The organism is Ideonella sp. WA131b (assembly GCA_023657425.1).
Classification (GTDB): domain Bacteria; phylum Pseudomonadota; class Gammaproteobacteria; order Burkholderiales; family Burkholderiaceae_C; genus Rubrivivax.
This window is the reverse complement of the sequence record JAGTJW010000003.1, coordinates 575,713-596,299: the sequence shown is the minus strand read 5'-3', so window position 1 is coordinate 596,299 and position 20,587 is coordinate 575,713. Positions and strand designations below refer to the sequence as shown.

Below are 20,587 nucleotides of genomic sequence, written 5' to 3'. Positions count from 1 at the left end.
GGCGACACGGTACCCGCAGGCTTTACGCGCCATGCCGCCATGATCCCAACCCCGGTTTCTCAAGGAAACCCCACCATGACCCCGTTCTTCCAACGCGTCGCCCGTCGGGCGCGCCGGCTCGCCACCCTGGCCCTGGCCACCACGGCACTGACCGCCGCGACGCTGGCCCAGGCGCAAGCCGTCTTCAAGGTGACCACCATCCCCGAAGAAGCCGCCAGCGAGCAGATCCGCAAGTTCGGCCCCCTGGTCAAGTACCTGGAGCGCACGCTGGGCACCAAGGTCGAGTTCGTGCCCGTGAGCGACTACCCCGCCGCGGTGGAAGCACTGGTGAACAAGCAGGTCGACATGGTGTGGTTCGGCGGCTTCACCTTCGTGCAGGCCAAGCTGCGTTCGGGCGACAAGATCGTGCCCATCGCACAGCGCGAAGAAGACACGCAATTCCGCTCGGTCTTCATCACGCAGAAGACCTCGGGCATCACCAAGCTCGAGGACCTGAAGGGCAAGCAGGTCAGCTTCGGCTCGGCCAGCAGCACTTCGGGCCACCTGATGCCGCGCAGCCTCCTGCTGGCCGCGGGCATCGAGCCCGAGCGTGACTTCAAGCGCGTGGCCTTCTCGGGCGCGCATGACGCCACCATCGCCTCGGTGGTGAGCGGCCGTGTCGACGCCGCGGCGCTCGACATCACCGTGTGGCGCAAGTTCGTCAGCGAGAACCGGGTCGACACGAACAAGGTCGATGTGTTCTACACGACGCCGCCCTACTTCAACTACAACTGGTCGGTGCATGCCGACATGCCCGCGGCGCAGCGTGAACGTGTGCAGAAGGCGCTGCTGGGCCTGAGCGCCGACAACGCCGAAGGCAAGGAAATCCTGGGCCTGGCACGCGCCACCAAGTTCGTGCCCACCGCGCCCGAGAACTACAAGGGCCTGGAAGCCGCCGGCCGCAGCGCGGGGCTCATCAAGTAAGGCCATGATCGTCGGCACCGCAGGCCACATCGACCACGGCAAGACCACGCTGGTGCGCGCGCTCACCGGCGTGGACACCGACCGCTTGCCCGAAGAGAAGCAACGTGGCATCAGCATCGAACTGGGCTACGCCTTCATGGAAGCCGGCCAGGGCCTGGAGCGAATCGGCTTCATCGACGTGCCCGGCCACGAACGGCTGGTGCACACCATGCTGGCCGGCGCCACGGGCATCGATTTCGCGCTGCTGCTCGTGGCCGCCGACGACGGCCCCATGCCGCAGACGCGCGAGCATCTGGCGGTGCTTTCGCTGCTGGGCCTGCAGCGCGGCGCGGTCGTCATCACCAAGGCCGACCGCGTGGACGCCGAACGCCTGCAGGCCGTGCAGGCCGAGGCGCAGGCGCTGCTGATCGGCTCCACGCTGCAAAACTGCCCCGTGCTGACAGTGGCTGCGCCCAGCGGCCTGGGCATCGAGGCCTTGCGCAGCCTGCTGCGCGACGCCGCCGCCGGACACGCGGCCTCTGCCGCGCGGGCCGCGGAGCAGCGCAGCGGCGCGGCCTTCCGACTGGCCATCGACCGCGCCTTCACGCTGGACGGCGTCGGCACGGTCGTCACCGGTACCACGCACGCCGGGCAGGTGGCCGCCGGCGACGAGCTGCGCCTGGTGCCCCCCGGCGCGCCAGACGAAGCCGTGCGCGTGCGCAGCCTGCACGCGCAGAACCGCGCCGTCACGCAGGCCGGTACGGGCCAACGCTGCGCCGTGGCCCTGGCCGGTGTCGCCAAGGAGCGGGTGCAGCGCGGCCAGTGGCTGGTGGCACCGGCCGCTGCGCTGGCCACGCAGCGCATCGACGTGCAGCTGCGGCTGTGGCAGGCCGAAACACGCGCGCTGCGCAGCGGCACGCCGGTGCACGTGCACCTGGGTTCGGCCGCGGTGATGGGCAGCGTGGCCGTGCTCGATGGCGACAGCCTCGCCCCCGGCGCCAGCGCGCGTGTGCAGCTGGTGCTGCAGGCCTCCGTGGGCGCATGGCACGGCGACCGCGTGGTGCTGCGCGACGCCTCGGCCAGCCGCACGCTGGCCGGCGGCGTGGTGCTGGACCCGCTGGCCCCGGCGCGCTACCGCCGCACGCCACAGCGCCTGGCCGAGCTGGACGCGCTGGCCACGCCCAGCGCCGAAGAACGCCTTCGCGGGCTGCTGGTGCAATCGCCCCAGGGCGTGGATCTTCAACGGTTTGCGGCGGCCCAGGGCCGGCGTGTGGAACTGGCCGCCGCCACCGGCGCGCTGCGCCACACCGATGCGCGCAACGACTGGGCCCTGGGCGCGGCCCAGGCCGAAGCCGCCCGCGAGAAGGTGCTGGCCTCCCTGGCTGCCTTCCACGAGAAAGCCCCCGAAGAGCTCGGCCCCGACGCCGCGCGCCTGCGCCGCCTGGCCCTGCCGCGCCTGCCCGAGCCGCTGTGGCGCGCGCTGCTGAGCGATCTGCAAGCCCGCGGCGAGGTGGCGATGCGCGGTGCCTTCGTGCACCTGCCGGCACATGGCGTGCGCCTCTCGGCCACCGAAGAGCGCCTGGCGCAGAAGGTGGGCCCGCGCCTGGCGGCCGTGGGTTTCGAGGGCGCCTGGGTGCGCGACCTCGCCAAGGAAATCAATGAGCCCGAGCCCCTGCTGCGCGTGACCATGGCCCGCCTGGCGCAGCGCGCCGAGCTGCACCAGATCGTGCGCGACCTCTACCTCACGCCCGAGATCCTGGCACGGGCCGTGGCGCTGGTGCAGGCCATCGCGCAGGCGCACGGCGGCGAGGTCACGGCCGCCCTGTTCCGCGACGCCACGCAGCTCGGGCGCAAGCGCGCCATCCAGATCCTGGAATACCTCGACCGCATCGGCCTCTTGCGCCGCGTGGGCGATGTGCACCGCCTGCGCAGCGACAGCACGCTGCTGGACAATGCGGTGCTCCCATGACGATACGTTTTCGCATGGAAGGGAAACGACCCTGGTGGGTCGGCCGGGCTTCAAACCCGGTGGGTGGCGCCATGCGTCGCCGGGTGGGTTCGACTCCCATTCCCTTCCGCCCACATTCCCTTCGCCCTGCTGCTGTGGAGGCCCCACGATGATGGCCGCCGGCCTGCCCTGCCCTGACGAACTGCACTACGACATCCAGCACCAGGTCTGGGCCCGGCTCGAAGCAGATGGCAGCACGACGGTGGGCATCACCGCCTTGGGCGTGCAGCTGGCCGGTGAGGTGTATATGTGCCGGCCCAAGGGCGTGGGCACCGTGGTGGAGCGCGGGCGCGGCATCGCGGTGGTGGAGCTGGCCAAGTCCATCGTCTCGGTGAAGAGCCCGATCAGCGGCACCGTGCTGGCGGTCAATGAACGCCTGGCCACCGCGCCCGAGCTGGTGCACGGCAGCCCCTACGAAGAAGGCTGGCTCGCGCGCCTGCAGCCCTCGGCCTGGCAGGCCGAAAGCGGCGCACTGCTGCACGGCCGGGCCGTGGTTGCCGCGATGGAGCACCACGCCTGGCTGCACCGGGTGGACGGATGAACACAGGCAGGCTGGCCGAAGGCGCCAACAACGCTTATCTGGACCACGCCGCCGCAGGCGTGGCGCTGCTGCTGTGGGCCGCCGACCCCGCACAGCCCGAGCGCCTGGCCACGCCCTTTTTCCACGCTGCTGCCGCGGCTGCACTGGAGCTGCCGGTGGAGATCTACTTCACCGCGCGCAGCGTGCACCTGCTGGTGCCCGGCGTGGCCGCCACGCTGCGCGCCGCGCCGCAAGCCACGCACACCGTGCTGGACCACCTGCGCCAGGCCCACGCGCACGGCGCCCAGCTTTTTGTCTGCACCGAAGCGCTGCACGCGCAAGGCCTGGCCGGTGCGCCGCTCATCCCCGAATGCCGCGGCCACGGCGGCGCGGTGCAGTTCATGGCCCGCGCGGGTGATCTGCGCTGGCGCACCCTGGTGTACTGATGCCCGACACCGCCGCTTTGCAGCTCTTGCTGAGCCGCCATTCGCTGGGCCTGAAGCACCTGGACGAACCTGCGCCCAGCGCCGAGGAACTGGCGCTGATGGTGCAGGCCGCGCTTCGCGCGCCCGACCACGGCGGCCTCGTGCCCTACCGCTTCAGCGTGGTGGCCGGACCGGCGCGCGCGGCCTTGGCCGATCTGTTCGAGCAGGTGGCGCGTGAAACCGGCAAACCCGCCGAGACGCTGGCCATCGAGCGCGAGCGCGCGTTGCGCGCGCCCATGAGCGTGGCCGTCATCGCGCGCATCGACCAGGGCCACCCGCTGGCCCCCGTGCACGAGCAGTGGATCGCCGTGGGCGGCGCCCTCAGCAACTTCCTCAGCGCAGCGCACGGCCTGGGCTATGCAGGCAAGATCCTCTCGGGCAACAAGGTGCGCGCACCGGCCATCGTGAACGCCTTCTGTGCCCCCGGTGAAACGCTGGTGGGCTGGATAGGTCTGGGCACGCCGCGCCGTCCACCCGCGCTGAAGCACGACAAGCCCGCGCCCACCACGCTGCTGGGGTGGTGGCCCGGCACCGCCACGCCATGAGCCCCACACGCACCCGCCCAGCCCCAGCGGCGGCCTCGGCAGCCTCGCCCGATGCGCCTGCGCCCGGCGCAGCAGCCACAGCCCCCAACGCGCTCAACGCCCATCTGCAGTACGTGCTGAAACCCGGCGCGCAGCGCGGCGCGCAGATCGACAACCCGCTGTTCGACCTGCTGCAGGCCGTGCACGAGGCCGGCTCCATCTCGCACGCCGCGCGCGCCCTGGGCTGCAGCTACCGCTACGCCTGGGGCACGCTGAAAGACTGGGAGCAGACGCTGGGCGAAGCGCTGATCAGTTGGACGCAGGGCCAGCCCGCGCGCCTGACAGCTTTCGGCGAACGCCTGCTCTGGGCCGAGCGCCGCGCGCGCACGCGCATCCAGCCGCAGCTGGAAGCACTGCGGGCCGAACTCGTCCGGATGCTGGCCGAAGCCCGCGACGATCAACAGCTGCTGCTGACGCTTTACGCCAGCCACGACACGGCGCTCTCGGTCCTTCAGCAGCACGCCGCCGCCACCGCCCAGCTGCACCTGGATTTGCGCGTGCAAGGCAGCGTGGACAGCCTGCGCGCGCTGAACGCCGGGCAGTGCGTGGTGGCCGGCTTCCACGTGCCGGCCGAACGTGATGCCGATTCGGCCTACGCGCAGGCGATGAAGCCGCTGCTGCAGCCCGGCCTGAACAAGGTGATCGGCTTCTGCCGCCGCCGCCAGGGCCTGATGCTGCGGCCCGAACTCGCGCGGCGTGTCTTCGGCCTGGCCGATGTGCAGCGCCTGGGCCTGCGCCTGGTGAACCGCCAGGTGGGCTCGGGCACGCGGCTGCTGATGAACCACCTCGTGGCGCGCGAAGGCCTGGATCCGGCTCGCCTGGCCGGCTACCACGACCACATCGAGCAGACCCACGTGGCCGTGGCCGCCAGTGTGGCCGGCGACCTGGCCGATGCTGGCCTGGGCATCGAGGCCGCGGCGCTGGAGTTCGGCCTGCACTTCCTGCCGCTGGCCAGCGAAGACTATTTCCTCGCCTGCCTCAAGCCCAGCCTGCAGACGCCCGCGGTGCAACGCCTGTGCCAGGTGCTGGGCTCGGCGGGCTGGCAGCAGCTGGCGGCCGCCCTGCCCGGTTATGAACTCGGTGCAGCGCCCGGGCGCGTGTTGTCGATGACCACGGCCTTGCCCTGGTGGCGGTACAGCGAAAACGTGGCGACGACCGGCATTGCCGGCGTGGGGAGCTGATGGGCCTGCAGCTGCAACTGCACGCGCTGGACGTGCAGCACCCCGCCGCCCGCAGCGGCGCAGCGCCGGCGCTGCGGGCCCTCAGCTTGCAACTGGCCGCCGGTGAGCAGGTGGCGGTGATAGGCCCTTCAGGCGCCGGCAAGACCACGCTGCTGCACGCCGCGGCCTGTGCGCTCAAGCCGAGCGTCGGGCAGCTGCTGCTGGGCGGGCAAGACCCCTGGGCCTTGAACGCCGCGGCGCTGCGCCGCCTGCGTGCACAGCTCTTCCTGGCGCCGCAGACACCGCCCTTGCCACCGCGCCAGCGCGTGGTGACGGCCGTGCTGGCCGCACGACTGCCGGCGATGGGCCTGTGGGCCAGCGTGGCCTCGCTGCTGCGCCCGCGCAGTGCCGAGGCCGCGCACGCCGCGCTGGAGCCGTTCGACCTGGGCGAAAAGCTCTGGGAGCGTGTGGACCGCTTGAGCGGCGGCGAACGCCAGCGTGTGGGCCTGGCGCGTGCGCTGCTGGCGCCGGCCGGGCTGTGGCTCATCGACGAGCCGCTCTCGGCGCTGGACCCCACGCGCGCGCAGCAGGCGTTGCGCACGCTCACGCAGGCGGCGCAGCAACGCGACACCACGCTACTGGCCACTCTGCACCAGGTGGAACTGGCGCTGGCGCACTTTCCGCGGGTGCTGGGATTGCGTGATGGGCGGCTGGTGTTCGACCTGCCGGCAGCCGAGGTCACGGGCGAGCGGCTGGCTGCGCTGTACCAGAGCTTCGAACACGAGCTCAGCGGCGCGCTGCCGCCTGCGGGCGGCGCCAAGTCGCCAGACGAGCGGGTGCTGCAGATCGCGCGCTGCTGAAGGCCCGCCGCATGCCTGCCCTGCTGAGCGCCGGCCCGGCCGCCGTGAACCCTTACCGCGACCCCGCCTGGCGCGGCCGTGTCCTCTGGACCCTGGCCGCCCTGGCGCTGCTGGGCCCGGCACTGGTGGCGGTGGACTTCCGGCTCTGGCTCTTCTTCGAGCCCGACAACCTGAAGGTCACGCTCAACTTCCTGAGCAGCTTTCTGCCACCGGCTACCGCGCCCGATTTCCTTCTGATGGTGCTGCGTGAAACCTGGCGCACCGTGGCCATCGCCACCGCCGCTTTGGTGCTGGCGCTGGTGTTGGCGGTACCGCTGACGCTGCTATCGACAGCGGCCGTGTCCATCTCGTCGCTCTCGGGTCGCATGCACTCGGCGGCCTGGGCGCTGCGCCAAGCCGTGCGCGGGCTGCTGGTGCTGCTGCGCAGCGTGCCCGAGCTGGTGTGGGCGCTGGTGTTTGTGCGCGTGCTGGGCCTGGGGCCAGCAGCCGGTGTGCTGGCCATCGCCCTCACCTACGCCGGCATGCTGGGCATCGACGAGCGCGGCGGTCAGGTCGACTCGCTACCGGATGGCCTGTTGCGAGCCAAGGGGCGCCCAGTTGCCACGGGCGGCGACCTCCAGGTGCGCTTCGAGTCGGCCCGTGCCTGGGGGATGTCTGGGCCCTCGATGCGCTGTGGCATGAGCTGGGCTTCAATGCCCTGGGGGCGGTGTTCCGGCGCGCCCGCTTCACCACCGCCGTCGAGCAGGCGATCCGGGTGATGGCCTTCAACCGGCTTAGCGATCCGGAGTCCAAGCTGGGTGTGCTGCGCTGGCTGCAGACGGTGAGCATGCCGGGCATCGACCTGGCCAAGCAGAGCCACCAGCAGCTGCTGCGCCCGCTCATCGACGAAGACCTCTCGGTGGTCTTCTACGACCTGACGACCCTCCGCGCCGAGGGCCACAGCCAGCAAGACGGCGACGTGCGGCACTTCGGCATCTCCAAGGAAGGCGTCATCGCCCGCCAGTTCATGCTGGGCGTGGTGCAGACGGCCAACGGTATGCCGATCCATCGCGAGGTCTTCGACGGCAATACGGCCGAGGCGCCGACGCTGGAGCCCACGCTCAAGAAGGTGCTGGCGCGCTCCCGCACATCCGCCGCCTGGTCGTGGTGGCCGAACTCGGGTGAGCACGCTCGAAGAGCGCGGCTTTCAGGCCATGCAAATCGACGCTGATGCGATCACGTGACGAGGGTGCCATACCCGAGCCTCCTGACATGCCGTGCGTGTCAGACACCGGCGCCACCGCGCCTATCTCTGCACTCACCTACGCATTCAGTATTGGCTTCGACCCAGCCCTTGCCCGCGCTGGATTCGGGTCGAAATCGTGCATGGCATCAGCCGCCCGATCAGCGCCTGGCGCTGTACCTCGCCCCTTGGGCCAGCCAGGCTCGCAGCCGAGAGTGGCAAGCGCGCGGACCGTACAAGATGAGCCAGGGCCTTTTGTATAACGCGCTATACAGGGTGGCCCGATGGTCCTGTCGCCACCACTGTCCGTTGAAGACGGCCAGATTGGTGATGCCGCCGGCCAATGTCGACCTGGCCAGCTCGGTCAGCTTCGGCCTGATGCACGCCGCGTTCGATGCCACGTCGGCGCGTCACACCGCGTGCGGTTGCTGGCCAAGCAAAGCCCAGCCAGGGCCATCTGCGAACAGGATCTCGCCGGGCCTGAGGACATCATCACTGTGTTCTCGGCCATCGGCGGCGCTTTCAGGCGTAGGGCTGGAACTGGTTGTTGTCGCGGCTGAGCAGTTGCATCAGCTTGGGATGGATGAAGAGCTTCTCTTTGCCGAACGGCATTTCGCGCAGCACGCCCAGGGCAGCCAGATCATGCAGGTAGCGGGATGCCGCCTGGCGCTGGGCGATGCCCTTGTCCACCAGGTTGCCGATGCGGCAATACGGCTGCTCGAAGATCACGTCCACCAGTTCGCGCGTGTAGATCTTGGGCAGCCGCTCGCGCACGTGCTCGGTGGTGTGCTCGGCCAGCTTGCGGATGGCGGCGATCTTGCCGGTGGTCCACTTGGCGGTTTGTGCGACGGCTTGCAGCATGAACTGCAGCCAGGGTTCCCATGCCTGGTCTCGCGTCACGCCCAACAGCAGGCCGTAGTAGTCGGCCTTGTGCGCAATGACGTGGCGGCTGAGGTACAGGATGGGCAGGTTCAGCAGCTCTTCCTGAATCAGGTAGAGGATGTTGATGACGCGGCCTGTGCGCCCGTTGCCATCAGTGAAGGGGTGGATGGCCTCGAACTGGTAGTGGCCCACAGCCATGCGGATCAGCGGGTCCAGTTCGGTCTGGTTGTGCAGAAACCGCTCCCAATTGGCCAGCATGTCGCGCAGGCGCGCTTCACCCTCGGGCGGGGTGTAGATCACCTCACCGGTGCGGTCATTCATGAGCTGCGTGCCCGGCGTGCGCCGGATGTCCATGTCCACGCCCTTCAGGATGCGGCACACATCCACGGCGGTCGCGGTGCACAGCGGCCGGTCTTTCAGTGACTGGTAGCCGCGCTGCAAGGCAGTGCGGTAGCGCAACGCTTCCTTGGTGGCCGGGTCGGCGTTGTCTTGGCCCTGCGCGGGGCTTTGGGCGTATTGGAAGAGCTGGTCGGTGGTGGTGACGATGTTCTCGATCTCGGAGCTGTCCTTGGCTTCCAGCAGCGGGATGGTGTTGATGAGCATCGCCTGGTTGGGGATCAGCTCGGCGGCTTGCTTCAACTCGGCCAGGGCGGCACGGGCCTCGATGCATGCCTTGAGTACGGCGCGGCTTTCCAGCTCGCGTGCGGGGGGCAACGTGGGCAACTGGTTGTGCGGCAGCTCAGGGCGCCACGGGGAATCGAGGTCCGTCATGATGCAAAAATGCTACTTTGGCGACATGTCGGCACCTTATGTCGCTGCGGACGACACGTCAACCAATCATGTCAATGTTTTTCACTTTTATCGACACGACTCAGTCAGCCTGTGGGCAGCAGCAACGAGTGACCGCCCAAGCGAGCCCGGTCTGGCCGCGCCGGTGGCAGCGCGTATAGCGCGTTATACAAAGCGATCAGCCTGCAGGAATCGCCAGGACTTCAAGTCGGAGACAGGCGATCGAACTGGCGGCCACGTGCCAGCGCTTCGCAGATTCGACAGCGCTGACCGCCACGCAGTCCACGCCTTCGACCTTGGCATCGAGCAGAACGCGAACCTGGACACCATCGACTTCACCCAGCAGTGCCACGGCACGCGCCGGAGGCTGGCTGACCTCGCCACTGATGGTCGGCGATGCTGGAGCCAGCAAGTCAGTGCGCGCGCTGGCAGGGCGTGCCTGCGAAGCCAACAGGCCGGGCTGCGCGGCCGGACCCGCCTGCGCGGGTACAGGCGGCGGGGTTGGTTCAGCCGGTGCGGCGGGGGCGAGCCGCTCCTTGAGCACCTGCACATCTGCCCGCGAGACATGCGCCCTGCCCTCGATCCATTGCGCGACGGCCTCGGGCTGCGACTCGTGCAGCTTGCGCAGTTCGTAGAGCTCGCTGATGCCACGGCATCGCCCACTGCGGTACAGGTCCAACAGCCAGGCGGGTGGATCAATCAGGGCGCCGATGAACGTCAGGTAGCCGCGCGACTTGCCCAGGGTTCTGGCGATCTCACTGGAACGCGCGCCCGACTGCAGCTTCTTCTGGACGAACATTGCCACTTCCAACGGGCTCAGGCTCTCCCGCTGTTCGTTCTCGATCACCTGGTCGTAGCTATCCATCGCGTTGTCGACATACGCAGGGATCGTGGGCTTGCCTGCCAGGCGCGAGGCGCGCAGCCGCCGAGCACCGAAGTTCACCATCCAGCGGTCGGGCGTCACTGGATGCCGGCGTACCGAGATGGCCTGCAACACACCGCGCGCCTTGACGGAGTCGGTCAGTTCCGCGAGGGTCACCTGATCAAAGTCCTTGCGCGGTTGATCGGGGTCTTCGTCGATCAGATCGAGGGGAAGTTGCAGTGGCGCGCCGGCCGTCATGATGGCCGGCGCGTTCAGCAGGTCGAGACCATCAAGCGGCAGTGTCATGGCCTGCTCCAGATTGCGAACTGGCATGGGAAAGGGCCTGCTGCCGCCCCGTGACGATGCCTGCCAGCGCTCGCAGCGTGGGTTCGATCTCCTTCCACGCCTCCCGGGCGGCACTCTTCTTCATTTCCCACAGCACCTCGCCATGCGCCTGGGCTTCGGCGATCGATGAACGGCGAGGGATAGATGCGAAGTCGCCCGGCCCGTCGCCGATGCGGATCAGCAGCGGGTGATAGCGCTGCACGATCTGAAGGAAGTTGGCGCGCTGGAACGGCGTGGACTCGACCATCGTCGGCAGCAACCCGATCAACTGCAGCTTCGGGTTGAGCACGGCTTTGATCTTGCGCACCCCGGCGCGCGGGTGGTTCAGCAAGCCGTGCACGCCCTCCATCGCTTCCTGGTTCAGCTGGATCGGCGACAGCACGAAGTCGGCCGACGCCAGCGCCGAGATGACCCGAATATCCGGGCCGGGGTTGGTGTCGATCACGCACACGTCGAACTGCTTGTCCATGACCGCGAGGAAGTGGCGCAGGTTGCGCGCGAACGGTGTGTGGTTCGTGGACTGCAGCTCCAGCATCGACAGCGGCGTGTCGCCGGCCACCATCACGAGGTCGGCGATCGGCATCACCGACACCGACTCGGTCAAGAGGCGGTCCGCCGTGATGCCGGCATCCTGGACCCGGCTCGACCGTCTCATCGAGCCGCTGAAATTGCCCTGGTGGTCGAAGTCGATCGCCAGCACGCGCTGGCCATGCTGGGCAAAGTAGTGCGACATCAGCGTCGCGACGGCAGACTTGCCGACGCCACCTTTCTGGTTGGCGAGAACGAGTGTCTTCATGAGGGATCCTCCGGCGCGATCAGGTGGGGGATGAGCCGCGGAGGAGGAGGCTTCCCGGCCGCCGCGCCTCGATGGCCCGAAGTGGGCAACTGCGCCGGGATCGCGCGAGCCGGCGCCAGCCGGCGAGCGCGCGCCGTTGAAAACCGGCCGCGCGAGGCGCCATCAACCCGGCGTCTGACCTGACGGCGAGCCGAGCGTCACGGGTCGGCGGGCCAGCGATGTCCCCACTGGTCGATGACGGCACGCACGCGGGCGTCAACATCGCGAACCAGCGTGTACAGGTCAGCACGGCCCCAGCGCAGCGCGTCCAGGCAGCACAGCATGTCGTCACTGATCGCGACGTCGACGGCGCGAAACTCGAAGGGGTCCAGTTGGAAGGTCTGGCTGACGCGCGCTGCCACGGCAGTGGGCGCATCGGGCCTGACCAGGGCGCTCGCGGCCTGGCTGTGGGCGCGCTGAAGGCTTGGGTAACGCGCAGGTCGGCCAGTTGTAGGAATCGCTCCTGCGCCCTACGGCGTCAGTGGTAGTCATCCTCCAGCTGGTGGCGCACGGCCAGGATGGTCACCGTCGCAGCGTCTTCGATCTCGAACAGCGCCACATAGCCGCTGCTAGCAAAGGGAATGAGCAGCTCGCGCAGGAACGGGTCGTCGTCGGCCTTGCGATAGATGAACGGCGAGCGCTTCAAGCTCTCCACGGCGCCAGTGATCGCAGCCAGCGCCCGCTCTGCGAGATCGAGGTCCTCGGCCGTCGTGGCGCGATCGAGCAGGTACTCGTACAGCCGCGCCAGGTCGTCCCGGGCTGACTGGGTGTACCGGACGGCAAAGCTCACGCACGAGCCTTCTTCTGCAGCTTCGTTCGGGCCTGAGCAAGCTTTTTGGCCAGTTCGGCGTGCACCACGTCGGCGTCGATGTACACACCCGTGCGCTTGGCCTCCTCGCGGGAGGCCAAGCCACGCGCGATGAATTCCGAACGAACGCGGCGCCGCTGGATCGTCTCCCGCACCGATGCCTCGATGAAGCCCGACAGCGTCTCGCCCTCCTGGAGGACGCTCTCGGCGGCTTCGCGCAATTCGGGCTCGACGCGCAGCGACGGCAGGGTGGCGGTTTTCATGGCGAGGCGGTGATGCGTTGCAGTTGCGATGCATTCTACCCGGGCCACTCGCCCACGGCCAGCGGCGGGCAGCAGCGTCGATGCCGCACATGCTGCGGTCGGCCCGGCGCGCACCCCTCGATGGGGTGCAGCCGGGCCACGCGAGCCGGCCGACACGCAGTGGAGGCCGGCGAGCGGCCGTGCGATTCTCCCCGCACCTCCGAGTCGGCGGCGGTTGATAGGGAGACAAGCTGACGTGCCCCAATCACTCACCTTCCGGCCAACGCAGGCCCCACAGCTCGATCACGGCGCGCGCGCGCGCGTCTCCGTCGGGGATCAGCGTGTACAGGTCGGCACGACCCCAGCGCAGCGCGTCCAGGCAGCACAGCATGTCGTCACTGATCGCGATGTCGACGGCACGAAGCTCGAAGGGGTCCAGCTGGAAGGCCTGGCCGTTGTAGAGCGCAGCAAGGAAACGAGCGACGCGCGGGATCTGGCCGGAGTCGCGGGTTTCGGCGAGCTCCAGCAATCGCGCGAAGGCCTCGGCGCCTTTGCGGGTGGCTTCGCCGGACCGGACGGCGAACGTGTCCAGATCGTCGAGCGTTTCGGGTGCCGTGTTCATGTCATCACCTCGCGCGAAGTGGCGCAGCCTGCTGCGCACCGATGGACGGACTGGTGCGCGGCTGCGACCGCGCTGGATTCGGGGTCGAATCCAGCGCGGTCGGCTCACGGGTTCAGGCCTTCAGCTTACGCATCTCCTCGGCCAGCATCCACAGCGCACGGTTGAGGCTCACGCCCCGGTCGATGCTGCCCACGGGGCGGGTCTGCAGGCGGCGACCTTGGGCGCTGCGGCCGGGCTGGCCACCGCGGATCACGTTCTCCTGCACGCGCTGGAAAGTCGTCCACAGACTGTGGCCGATGTCCTCGGGCCGGCGCGCCTCGATCAGCTGCTCGGCCGTCACCGGGGCGGGCCGATGGCCTCCGGTTTCCTCGACGGTGCGCTCGCCGAAACGCAACGCCAGCGCGGCCGTCGCGAAGGCGACTTCTTCGGGTGGCGCGAGCTGCAGCGCCTTCATTGGCCTTGCCCCTGTCCGACGTAGTCCATAGCGACTCGGTTACGCGGCTTTCTTGACCTGGCCCGCGCGCCAGTTGGCTTCGAACTTCATGGGGCTGATGTAGCCCAGTGTGGAGTGCAGCCGCCGGTGGTTGTAGAACGTCAACCAGTCGATCACCTCGTCCATCGCCTCGCGGTGGGTGGCAAACCGCTTACCGTACAGCCGCCCGACCTTCAGGCTGCCCCACAGGCTTTCCGTGGGCGCATTGTCCCAGCAGTTGCCCTTGCGGCTCATTGAGCTTCGCATCCCATAGCCCTTCAGAGCGGCCTGGAAGTCATGGCTGCAGTACTGGCTGCCACGGTCGCTGTGGAAGATCAGTCCGGGTTCTGGGTGTCGCCTGAACCACGCCATGCGCAGCGCATCCGTCACCAGGCTGGTCTGCATGTGCGGCTGCATGCTCCAGCCCACCACCTGGCGGCTGAACAGGTTGATCACCGCCGCCAGGTACAGCCAGCCCTCATCGGTGGCGATGTAGGTGATGTCGCTGCTCCAGACGCGGTCTGGTGCTTCGGGCGTGAAGTCCCTGGCCAGCAGGTTCTCGGCCACCGGCAGGCTGTGCTTGCTGTCTGTGGTGACGACGAACTTCCTCTTGCCGCGCGCCCGGATGTTGTGCATCTTCATCAGCCGCTGCACCCGGTCTTTGCCTACCCGCACGCCCCTGGCCAGGAGTTCCTTCCACACCCGGGGCCAGCCGTACTCGCCCTTGAATTCGGCGTGGATCGCGCGGATGTGCGCTACCAGGGCCTCGTTGCTTACACGCCTGGGGCCGGGCTCCGGCGGTGCTGCCTTGCTGCTGCGCTGGCGGTGCTCGAAGAAACCGCTGACGCTCACCCCCAGCACCTGGCACATCAGCGTGACGGGCCACACCGTCTTGAGCTTGTCGATCCAGGCGTACTTCACAGTGACTCCTTCGCGAAGTACGCCGTCGCTTTTTTTAAGATGTCGCGCTCCATCTTGACCCGCGCCAGCTCCGCCCGCAGCCGCGCCAACTCCATCTGCTCGGCACTGACCGGCCTGTCCCCAGCGCCTTGCAGTTCACCCTTCTCGGCCGCCCTGATCCAGTTGCCCAGCGTGGCCTTCGGGATGTCCAGAACCCGTGCCGTCACGGCCGCGTCCTGCCCGCCCTTGACCAGCCTGACCGCCTCCAGCTTGAACTCCAACGTGTACCTCGCCCTGCGGCGCTTGCCTTCTTGCTTGCTCATCTCTCGTGCTCCATCTCTGTGATTTCATCATCAGCTATGGACTACGTTTTTCAGGGGCAAGGCCACCTCACCTGATCGAGAAGCTGCGCATGCTGGCCCAAGGTTCGCTGGTGCGTCTGCTCGACATCTTCGACTTGGCCCTGCATGCAACGCCTCTGTTGATCGTGGCGCTCAAGTTGTGGCGGCAGTGGCGCGCGTCCAGGCCCTGACGAAAGCAAACACCGAGTATGAGGGCCCCGGACAGCAACTCAATCCTCGAGCAGGCTGCGCAACATCCAGGCCGTTTTCTCGTGCACGTCCAGGCGCTGCGTCAGCACATCGGCGGTGGGCTGGTCATTTGCCGCCTCGACCACCGGAAACAGTTGTCGCGCCGTGCGCGCCGTCGCTTCCTGCGCCGCGACGAGGTGGCGGATCATCTCGGTGGCCTTGGGCACGCCTTCGACCTCCTTGATCGAGGCGAGCTTGACAAACTCCTTGTAGGTGCCCGGCGCCGGGTGCCCGAGCGCGCGGATGCGTTCGGCAATCAGGTCCAGCGCCGTCCACTGCTCGGTGTACTGCGCCATGAACATGGCGTGCAGACTGTTGAACTGCGGACCAGTGACGTTCCAGTGGAAGTTGTGGGTCATCAGGTACAGCGTGTAGCTGTCGGCCAGCAAGGCCGACAGCCCCTTGACGATCTTCTCGCGATGGCCGGCACTGATGCCGATGTCGATGGCCGGGGTTCGGCTCTTCTTGGTGCTCATGGTCCGTGACTCCTTTGGGGGTGCTTGCTTGTACGCTGTCCAGCGCGGCGCTTCATGATGGCAAATCGCAGGCGGCCGCGCTACTTTGTTGGATCAGAGCTTCTTGGTCGTGAAGTACCAGTCGACCATGTTCAGCCCTTCAGCCTTGCGCTTGGCGATCGCGTCAGGCGTCTTCGGCGCCGGGACGATCACGTCGTCGCCCGGCTTCCAACCTTCGGGCGTCGCCACCTTGTTCGCGTCGCTGGTCTGCATGGCCTGCAGCAGGCGCACGAATTCGTCGATCGAGCGGCCGTTGCTCATCGGGTAGTACACCATCGCGCGCAGCACGCCGGTCGGGTCGATGAAGAAGGTCGCGCGCACGGCCTGCGTGTCGGCTGCACCGGGGTGCACCATGCCATAGGCACCGGCGACCTCCATCTTGATGTCCTCGATGATCGGGAACGGGATCTCGACACCGAACTTCTCCTGGATGTTCTGTGTCCAGGCCAGGTGCGAGAACACGCTGTCGATCGACAGGCCGAGAAGTTCGCAATTCATCTTCTTGAACGTACCGGCTGCCTTGGCGAAGCCGATGAACTCGGTGGTGCACACGGGCGTGAAGTCCGCCGGGTGCGAGAACAGGATCAGCCACTTGCCCTTGTAGTCGGCCAGCGTGCGCTCGCCATGGGTCGTGAGCGCCTTGAAATCAGGCGCGGGTTCGTTGAGGTGGGGAAAGTTCGATGCGATCATGGCGGCTCCTAGTGTAGTGTTCGACTCTTGAAGGAACTTAATTGAGTTTTCCACCTCCAATGCTCTACTTCGGTTTGCAATGGAGCGAAAAATTGCGAGTTGCCCCAGGGATAGAGTTGACGGATGAGCAAGAGGTCGAACTGACGAGGCTTGCGCGCTCCAAGCGCACCAGCGTCAGGCTGGCCCAGCGTGCACAGATCGTCCTGCTGGCCGCACAGGGCCTTCAGAACAAGGACATCGCCGAGCAACTGGGCGTAGGGCGCGTGCAGGTTGCTCGCTGGCGCGAGCGCTATCTGCAGTCCGGCCTTCCGGGGATTGAACAGGACCTGCCGCGCGGCGCCCCGCCCGTGAAGATGGACGTTGCCAAGTTGGTGGAGCTGACCACGCAGAGCACGCCCGTGGCTGCCACGCACTGGAGCACTCGCAAGATGGCTGCAGTGCTGAAGGTCAGCCCGAGCACGGTGATGCGCCACTGGCAGGCCAACGGCCTGAAGCCGCACTTGGTGCGCGGCTTCAAGGTGTCCCGCGACCCGAAGTTCGTCGAGAAGCTCGAAGACATCGTGGGCCTGTACATGTCCCCGCCCGAGCACGCGTTGGTGCTTTGCTGCGACGAGAAGAGCCAAGTACAGGCGCTGGACCGCACGCAGCCGGGCCTGCCGATGAAGAAGGGGCGCGCGCAGACGATGACGCACGACTACAAGCGCAATCCCTGATGGCCACCCAAATTCCCCCACCCATGGCCACCTCAAATTCCCCCACCCTGATCGCGCTTCGATGAGGCGCTGAACGGGCCGGCGAGGCCGGCCAGTCAGGGCTGAGCAGGACGTTACTTTCCGCCCCCTCAATGTCGAGGGGACACAAGGAGTGAACGTCTTGAAGCCACATCTACAGACAACCGTCTGGACCCTGCTGGAGGCCGGCGCCAGCCAGCGAGAGATCCAGCGCGTGACGGGGATCGATCGCAAGACGATCCGCGGTTACCAGCAGCGGTTCGCCGCCGCCGCTGTGGCAAATTCCCCCGGGGTGGCCACCGGCTCCCTGGGGGTGGCCGCCGGCCCGGCGCAGCAGATTCCCCCACCCCGGCCACCGGCCCCAGCACCGCCATCAGCGCCGACACCGGTTGCGGCGACGGCATCGGCCTGCGAGCCTCACCGCGCCTTCATCGAGGCCCAGCTGCGCTTGCGCCGCAACGCCATGGCCATCTACCAGGACCTGGTGGATCTGCACGGCTACGCCGGCGCCTACAACTCGGTCAAGCGCTTTACGAACAGGCTGCGCCACCGCGAGCCCGAGCAGTTCGACCGCCTGGCCTTCCTGCCCGGCGAGGAGATGCAGGTCGACTACGGCGAGGGTGCGCTCACGCGCGTGCCGGGCAGCGACCGCTGGCGCAAGCCGCGGCTGTTCGTGGCCACGCTGCGCTACTCGCGGCGCAGCTACCGCTGCGTGGTCTGGCGCTCCAGCCAGGAGGCCTGGGCCCGGCTGCACGAGCAGGCCTGGCGTCACTTCGGCGGCAGTTGCCATTACGTCGTGCTCGACAACCTCAAGGAGGGCGTGCTCAAGCCCGACCTGTACGAGCCCGAACTCAACCCGGTCTATGCCGCGACCCTGAAGCACTACGGCGTCGTGGCCGACCCGGCGCGGGTGCGTGACCCCAACCGCAAGGGCAGCGTGGAACACGCCATCGGCCACACCCAGGCCACCGCGCTGAAGGGCCGGCGCTTCGAGTCCATCGAAGAGCAGAACACCTTCCTGGAGCACTGGGAGGCCAAGTGGGCGGCCTTGCGCATCCACGGCAGCGAACGCCGCCAGGTGCAGGCCATGTTCGAGGAAGAGAAGCCGCATCTGCAGCCCTTGCCCTTGCTGGGGATGCAGTACTTCACCGAAGCCCAGCGAACGGTCTGCGACGACAGCTGCGTGCGCGTCGATCACAGCAGCTACGCCGCACGCCCGGCACCCATCGGCAGCCGGGTGCTGGTGCGCGTGTTCGAGCGCCGCATCGAGATCCGCGAGCTGAAGACACAGGCCTTGCTGCGGACCCACACCCGCGCCGAACGCCCGGGCACCGTGGTACTGCCCGCCGACGAACGCGTGTTCAACCCGTCGCGCGAGACGCGCCACATCCTGTCCCAGGCCAAGGCCATCGGGGCAGACGCGGCGCGGCTGTGCGAGCTGCTGTTCGCCATCGAGGGTCGTGTCGGCCAACGCAAGCTGTGGGGCATCGTCAGCCTGGCCGAGCGCTACCCCCGCCGCCTGGTCAACAGCGCCTGCGCGCGGGCCCTGGCCGACGGCATCTACAGCTACCGGCACGTCAAGGCCGCCACCGAGCGGCTGGTCACCCAGGCCCTGGCGGCCATCGACCACGCCGATGCCGCCCCGGTGCAGGGCGAGCTCGCGTTGACGCAGGAGCACCCGCTGATCCGCAGCGCCGACGACTACGCCGAGCTGTTCGCGCGGGGCGCCGCACAGCCTGGCACCGACACCAGCACCTCGAACACCACCATCACCGAGATCAACACATGACCATGCAAGAGATCGAACGCGCCCTGCGCGAGCTGCGCCTGTCGGGCATCGCCGCCACCCTGAGCACCCGCGTGATGCAGGCGCAGAGCACGCAGGAACCCTTCCTGGACACCTTCGCTGCCATGCTGCAGGACGAGCTCGACCGGCGCCGCTCGCGCCTGACCGAGCGGCGCTTCAAGCACTCGCGCCTGGACGAGCGGCCCACCTTGAACGACTTCGACTGGCGCTTCAACCCCAAGCTGCCGCGCCAGGCCTGCTTCGAGCTGCACACGCTGAAGTTCATCGGCGAGGGCGGCAACGCGCTGATCATTGGCAAGCCCGGCACCGGCAAGAGTCATGTGGCCAAGGCCGTGGCCTACCAGGCCACGCTGCAGGGCTTCGACGTGCGCTACGTCGAGGCCGACACCGAGTTCGCCAGCTACGCGCTGGGCAGCACCGCCGAGCAGGCCGCGCTGCTGCGCAGCTTCGTCGAGCCCGACCTCGTGGTGCTGGACGACCTGTTCCTGGCCAGGCGTATCTCCGAGGCCAGCGCCGAACTGCTGCAGACCGTCGTGCACCAACGCTACAAGCAGCGCCGCAGCATCGTCGTCACCTCCAACCGTGTCGTGCAGGACTGGGGCAAGTACCTCGGCGACGCCACCATGGCCGCCACCATCCTCGATCGCCTCATGCACCGCGCCGCAATGCTCGAGTTCGAGGGCAAGAGCTACCGCCTCAAGGAGGCCGCCGCGCGCATCGCGCTCAACGCCGCCGCCAGCCCCTGAGCCGCTGGGCCCCTGGCCGGCCAGGGGCCCGCAGCGAAGGCCCCGGCCCGGGCCGACACCCCCCCGATCCAGTCCAGGCCATTCGCGCCCGCCGTGGACAAGCCACCCGCCCACAGGACAAGCCTGTGGACGGCCCCTGCGGGGTCCGTGGCTTGCCCACCGCTCCCCGGCCGATGCCTACGGCCTGACGCGCTTCGCTTGCCTCAACAGCCGGTTGAAGAAGGGGATAGAAAAACCCTCGATGGCCACCGCCCCGCACGAGCCCAACCAGCGACTGAAGCCCGCTCAGGCGGCCAGCCGGCATCGCGGCATTGCGATCAACGCACAGGGGGTCAGGAAACCCATAATCCGCCCGTCCTGCCTGGGGGAGTTTGAGTGGCCACAGGTGGGGGAATTTGAAGTGGCCATCAGGGGCGCAATGGCACAACCACGTTGTTCGCGGCGCTCAACGTGCTGGACGGCACCGTCATTGGCCAATGCCAACAGCGTCACACGCACGCAGAGTGGCTGAAGTTCCTGCGCAAGATCGATCGTGAAACGACCAAGGACAAAACGCTGCACTTGATCGCCGACAACTACGCCACGCACAAGCACCCTGCGGTGCAGGAATGGCTGGCCAAGCGCCCACGCTTCAACATGCATTTCACGCCGACCTCAGCGTCGTGGCTGAACATGGTGGAGCGATTCTTCCGGGACATCACAGTCAATCGGCTGCGCCGTGGCGTGTTCACGAGCGTGCCCGAGTTGATCACTGCCATTGAAAAGTACGTCGCCCAGCACAACACCAAACCAAAGCCGTTCATCTGGACCAAGAGCGCCGCCGACATCCTGCAGAAGGTAATTCGGGCCAATGCGCGCTTAAGTTCCAAACAGAACGCAACACTACACTAGGTGCGGCCAGATGCCGGAAGCCAGGGCAGCTTCTCGACCGAGAGCGGGGGTGCGAATGAAACGCGGAAGTCAGTTCACG

General features: G+C 67.9%; 20 protein-coding genes, 1 tRNA gene and 4 pseudogenes. 14 read left to right on the top strand and 11 right to left on the bottom strand.

The window, feature by feature from the left end:
- The first annotated feature begins 75 nt into the window (after window positions 1-75).
- The 9 genes and pseudogenes from KA711_17950 to KA711_17910 all read left to right on the top strand — a co-directional run bounded on the left by KA711_17950 (window position 76) and on the right by KA711_17910 (window position 7,714).
- Window positions 76-963, top strand: coding sequence for a putative selenate ABC transporter substrate-binding protein (locus KA711_17950; protein ID MCM0610845.1), 888 nt, complete (start codon window positions 76-78; stop codon window positions 961-963).
- A 4-nt stretch (window positions 964-967) separates the two neighbouring features.
- A complete protein-coding gene (gene selB / locus KA711_17945) occupies window positions 968-2,911 on the top strand; it encodes a selenocysteine-specific translation elongation factor (protein ID MCM0610844.1) in 1,944 nt (647 codons plus the stop codon).
- Window positions 2,912-2,927: 16 nt separating this feature from the next.
- Window positions 2,928-3,020 (top strand) — tRNA-Sec (locus KA711_17940).
- Between the two features lie 39 nt (window positions 3,021-3,059).
- A complete protein-coding gene (locus tag KA711_17935; GenBank protein MCM0610843.1) occupies window positions 3,060-3,491 on the top strand; it encodes a glycine cleavage system protein H in 432 nt (143 codons plus the stop codon).
- Window positions 3,488-3,916 carry a DsrE family protein gene (locus KA711_17930; protein ID MCM0610842.1) on the top strand — a complete coding sequence of 143 codons (429 nt, stop codon included), beginning with the start codon at window positions 3,488-3,490 and terminating at the stop codon, window positions 3,914-3,916. The genes KA711_17935 and KA711_17930 overlap by 4 nt, the downstream gene beginning before the upstream one ends.
- The gene (locus tag KA711_17925) at window positions 3,916-4,500 is read left to right on the top strand and encodes a nitroreductase (protein MCM0610841.1); all 585 of its coding nucleotides are present in this window, start codon (window positions 3,916-3,918) and stop codon (window positions 4,498-4,500) included. The genes KA711_17930 and KA711_17925 overlap by 1 nt, the downstream gene beginning before the upstream one ends.
- Window positions 4,497-5,720 (top strand): helix-turn-helix transcriptional regulator, encoded by a 1,224-nt coding sequence (locus tag KA711_17920; protein ID MCM0610840.1) that lies wholly within the window; start codon window positions 4,497-4,499, stop codon window positions 5,718-5,720. The genes KA711_17925 and KA711_17920 overlap by 4 nt, the downstream gene beginning before the upstream one ends.
- A 5-nt stretch (window positions 5,721-5,725) precedes the next feature.
- Entirely contained in the window at window positions 5,726-6,559 is an 834-nt protein-coding gene (locus KA711_17915; protein MCM0610839.1) for an ATP-binding cassette domain-containing protein, read from the top strand.
- A gap of 530 nt (window positions 6,560-7,089) precedes the next feature.
- Window positions 7,090-7,714: pseudogene (locus KA711_17910) on the top strand (IS1634 family transposase).
- 589 nt (window positions 7,715-8,303) lie between these two features.
- Here KA711_17910 and KA711_17905 read toward each other — a convergent pair.
- The 9 genes and pseudogenes from KA711_17905 to KA711_17865 all read right to left on the bottom strand — a co-directional run bounded on the left by KA711_17905 (window position 8,304) and on the right by KA711_17865 (window position 14,861).
- Entirely contained in the window at window positions 8,304-9,434 is a 1,131-nt protein-coding gene (locus KA711_17905) for a Fic family protein (protein MCM0610838.1), read from the bottom strand.
- Window positions 9,435-9,630: 196 nt separating this feature from the next.
- Entirely contained in the window at window positions 9,631-10,620 is a 990-nt protein-coding gene (locus KA711_17900) for a ParB/RepB/Spo0J family partition protein (protein MCM0610837.1), read from the bottom strand.
- Window positions 10,604-11,455, bottom strand: coding sequence for a ParA family protein (locus KA711_17895; protein MCM0610836.1), 852 nt, complete (start codon window positions 11,453-11,455; stop codon window positions 10,604-10,606). The genes KA711_17900 and KA711_17895 overlap by 17 nt, the downstream gene beginning before the upstream one ends.
- 197 nt (window positions 11,456-11,652) lie before the next feature.
- A pseudogene (locus tag KA711_17890) lies at window positions 11,653-11,832 on the bottom strand (hypothetical protein).
- 140 nt (window positions 11,833-11,972) lie between these two features.
- On the bottom strand, window positions 11,973-12,284 hold the full coding sequence (locus KA711_17885; GenBank protein MCM0610835.1) for a type II toxin-antitoxin system RelE/ParE family toxin: 312 nt from the start codon (window positions 12,282-12,284) through the stop codon (window positions 11,973-11,975).
- Complete coding sequence (locus tag KA711_17880) at window positions 12,281-12,565, bottom strand: prevent-host-death protein (GenBank protein MCM0610834.1); 285 nt, start codon at window positions 12,563-12,565, stop codon at window positions 12,281-12,283. The genes KA711_17885 and KA711_17880 overlap by 4 nt, the downstream gene beginning before the upstream one ends.
- A 244-nt stretch (window positions 12,566-12,809) precedes the next feature.
- Window positions 12,810-13,166 carry a hypothetical protein gene (locus KA711_17875; GenBank protein ID MCM0610833.1) on the bottom strand — a complete coding sequence of 119 codons (357 nt, stop codon included), beginning with the start codon at window positions 13,164-13,166 and terminating at the stop codon, window positions 12,810-12,812.
- A gap of 112 nt (window positions 13,167-13,278) precedes the next feature.
- Window positions 13,279-13,620 (bottom strand): annotated as a pseudogene (locus tag KA711_17870) (DUF932 domain-containing protein).
- 39 nt (window positions 13,621-13,659) lie between these two features.
- Window positions 13,660-14,861, bottom strand: a protein-coding gene (locus KA711_17865; GenBank protein ID MCM0610832.1) for an IS3 family transposase whose coding sequence is annotated in 2 segments (ribosomal slippage) — window positions 13,660-14,600 and window positions 14,600-14,861 — 1,203 coding nt in all. Because the reading frame shifts where the segments join, the coding sequence is not laid out codon by codon here.
- Window positions 14,862-14,887: 26 nt separating this feature from the next.
- On the opposite strand from KA711_17865, the gene KA711_17860 reads away from it, so the two are divergent.
- On the top strand, window positions 14,888-15,070 hold the full coding sequence (locus tag KA711_17860; protein ID MCM0610831.1) for a hypothetical protein: 183 nt from the start codon (window positions 14,888-14,890) through the stop codon (window positions 15,068-15,070).
- 39 nt (window positions 15,071-15,109) lie between these two features.
- Here the strand turns inward: KA711_17860 and KA711_17855 are convergent, their stop codons facing one another.
- Both KA711_17855 and KA711_17850 read right to left on the bottom strand, forming a co-directional pair.
- Complete coding sequence (locus tag KA711_17855) at window positions 15,110-15,604, bottom strand: DNA starvation/stationary phase protection protein (GenBank protein MCM0610830.1); 495 nt, start codon at window positions 15,602-15,604, stop codon at window positions 15,110-15,112.
- A 93-nt stretch (window positions 15,605-15,697) separates the two neighbouring features.
- The gene (locus KA711_17850; protein ID MCM0610829.1) at window positions 15,698-16,333 is read right to left on the bottom strand and encodes a peroxiredoxin; all 636 of its coding nucleotides are present in this window, start codon (window positions 16,331-16,333) and stop codon (window positions 15,698-15,700) included.
- Window positions 16,334-16,392: 59 nt separating this feature from the next.
- Between KA711_17850 and KA711_17845 the strand changes: the two genes are divergently transcribed.
- From KA711_17845 to KA711_17830, 4 genes and pseudogenes are all read left to right on the top strand, one after another.
- A complete protein-coding gene (locus KA711_17845) occupies window positions 16,393-17,046 on the top strand; it encodes an IS630 family transposase (GenBank protein ID MCM0610828.1) in 654 nt (217 codons plus the stop codon).
- Window positions 17,047-17,197: 151 nt separating this feature from the next.
- Window positions 17,198-18,853, top strand: coding sequence for an IS21 family transposase (gene istA, locus KA711_17840; protein MCM0610827.1), 1,656 nt, complete (start codon window positions 17,198-17,200; stop codon window positions 18,851-18,853).
- Window positions 18,850-19,617 carry an IS21-like element helper ATPase IstB gene (gene istB / locus KA711_17835; GenBank protein MCM0610826.1) on the top strand — a complete coding sequence of 256 codons (768 nt, stop codon included), beginning with the start codon at window positions 18,850-18,852 and terminating at the stop codon, window positions 19,615-19,617. Before istA ends, istB begins: the two co-directional genes overlap by 4 nt.
- A 414-nt stretch (window positions 19,618-20,031) precedes the next feature.
- A pseudogene (locus KA711_17830) lies at window positions 20,032-20,508 on the top strand (IS630 family transposase).
- Window positions 20,509-20,587: the final 79 nt, after the last annotated feature.

Bases quoted from the DNA above. Each gene is read 5' to 3' on its own strand.
- KA711_17950 (MCM0610845.1), top strand. From the start codon at position 76: ATGACCCCGTTCTTCCAACGCGTCGCCCGTCGGGCGCGCCGGCTCGCC.
- selB (MCM0610844.1), top strand. From the start codon at position 968: ATGATCGTCGGCACCGCAGGCCACATCGACCACGGCAAGACCACGCTG.
- KA711_17935 (MCM0610843.1), top strand. From the start codon at position 3,060: ATGATGGCCGCCGGCCTGCCCTGCCCTGACGAACTGCACTACGACATC.
- KA711_17930 (MCM0610842.1), top strand. From the start codon at position 3,488: ATGAACACAGGCAGGCTGGCCGAAGGCGCCAACAACGCTTATCTGGAC.
- KA711_17925 (MCM0610841.1), top strand. From the start codon at position 3,916: ATGCCCGACACCGCCGCTTTGCAGCTCTTGCTGAGCCGCCATTCGCTG.
- KA711_17920 (MCM0610840.1), top strand. From the start codon at position 4,497: ATGAGCCCCACACGCACCCGCCCAGCCCCAGCGGCGGCCTCGGCAGCC.
- KA711_17905 (MCM0610838.1), bottom strand. From the start codon at position 9,434: ATGACGGACCTCGATTCCCCGTGGCGCCCTGAGCTGCCGCACAACCAG.
- KA711_17900 (MCM0610837.1), bottom strand. From the start codon at position 10,620: ATGACACTGCCGCTTGATGGTCTCGACCTGCTGAACGCGCCGGCCATC.
- KA711_17895 (MCM0610836.1), bottom strand. From the start codon at position 11,455: ATGAAGACACTCGTTCTCGCCAACCAGAAAGGTGGCGTCGGCAAGTCT.
- KA711_17880 (MCM0610834.1), bottom strand. From the start codon at position 12,565: ATGAAAACCGCCACCCTGCCGTCGCTGCGCGTCGAGCCCGAATTGCGC.
- KA711_17875 (MCM0610833.1), bottom strand. From the start codon at position 13,166: ATGAACACGGCACCCGAAACGCTCGACGATCTGGACACGTTCGCCGTC.
- KA711_17855 (MCM0610830.1), bottom strand. From the start codon at position 15,604: ATGAGCACCAAGAAGAGCCGAACCCCGGCCATCGACATCGGCATCAGT.
- KA711_17850 (MCM0610829.1), bottom strand. From the start codon at position 16,333: ATGATCGCATCGAACTTTCCCCACCTCAACGAACCCGCGCCTGATTTC.
- KA711_17845 (MCM0610828.1), top strand. From the start codon at position 16,393: ATGCTCTACTTCGGTTTGCAATGGAGCGAAAAATTGCGAGTTGCCCCA.
- istB (MCM0610826.1), top strand. From the start codon at position 18,850: ATGACCATGCAAGAGATCGAACGCGCCCTGCGCGAGCTGCGCCTGTCG.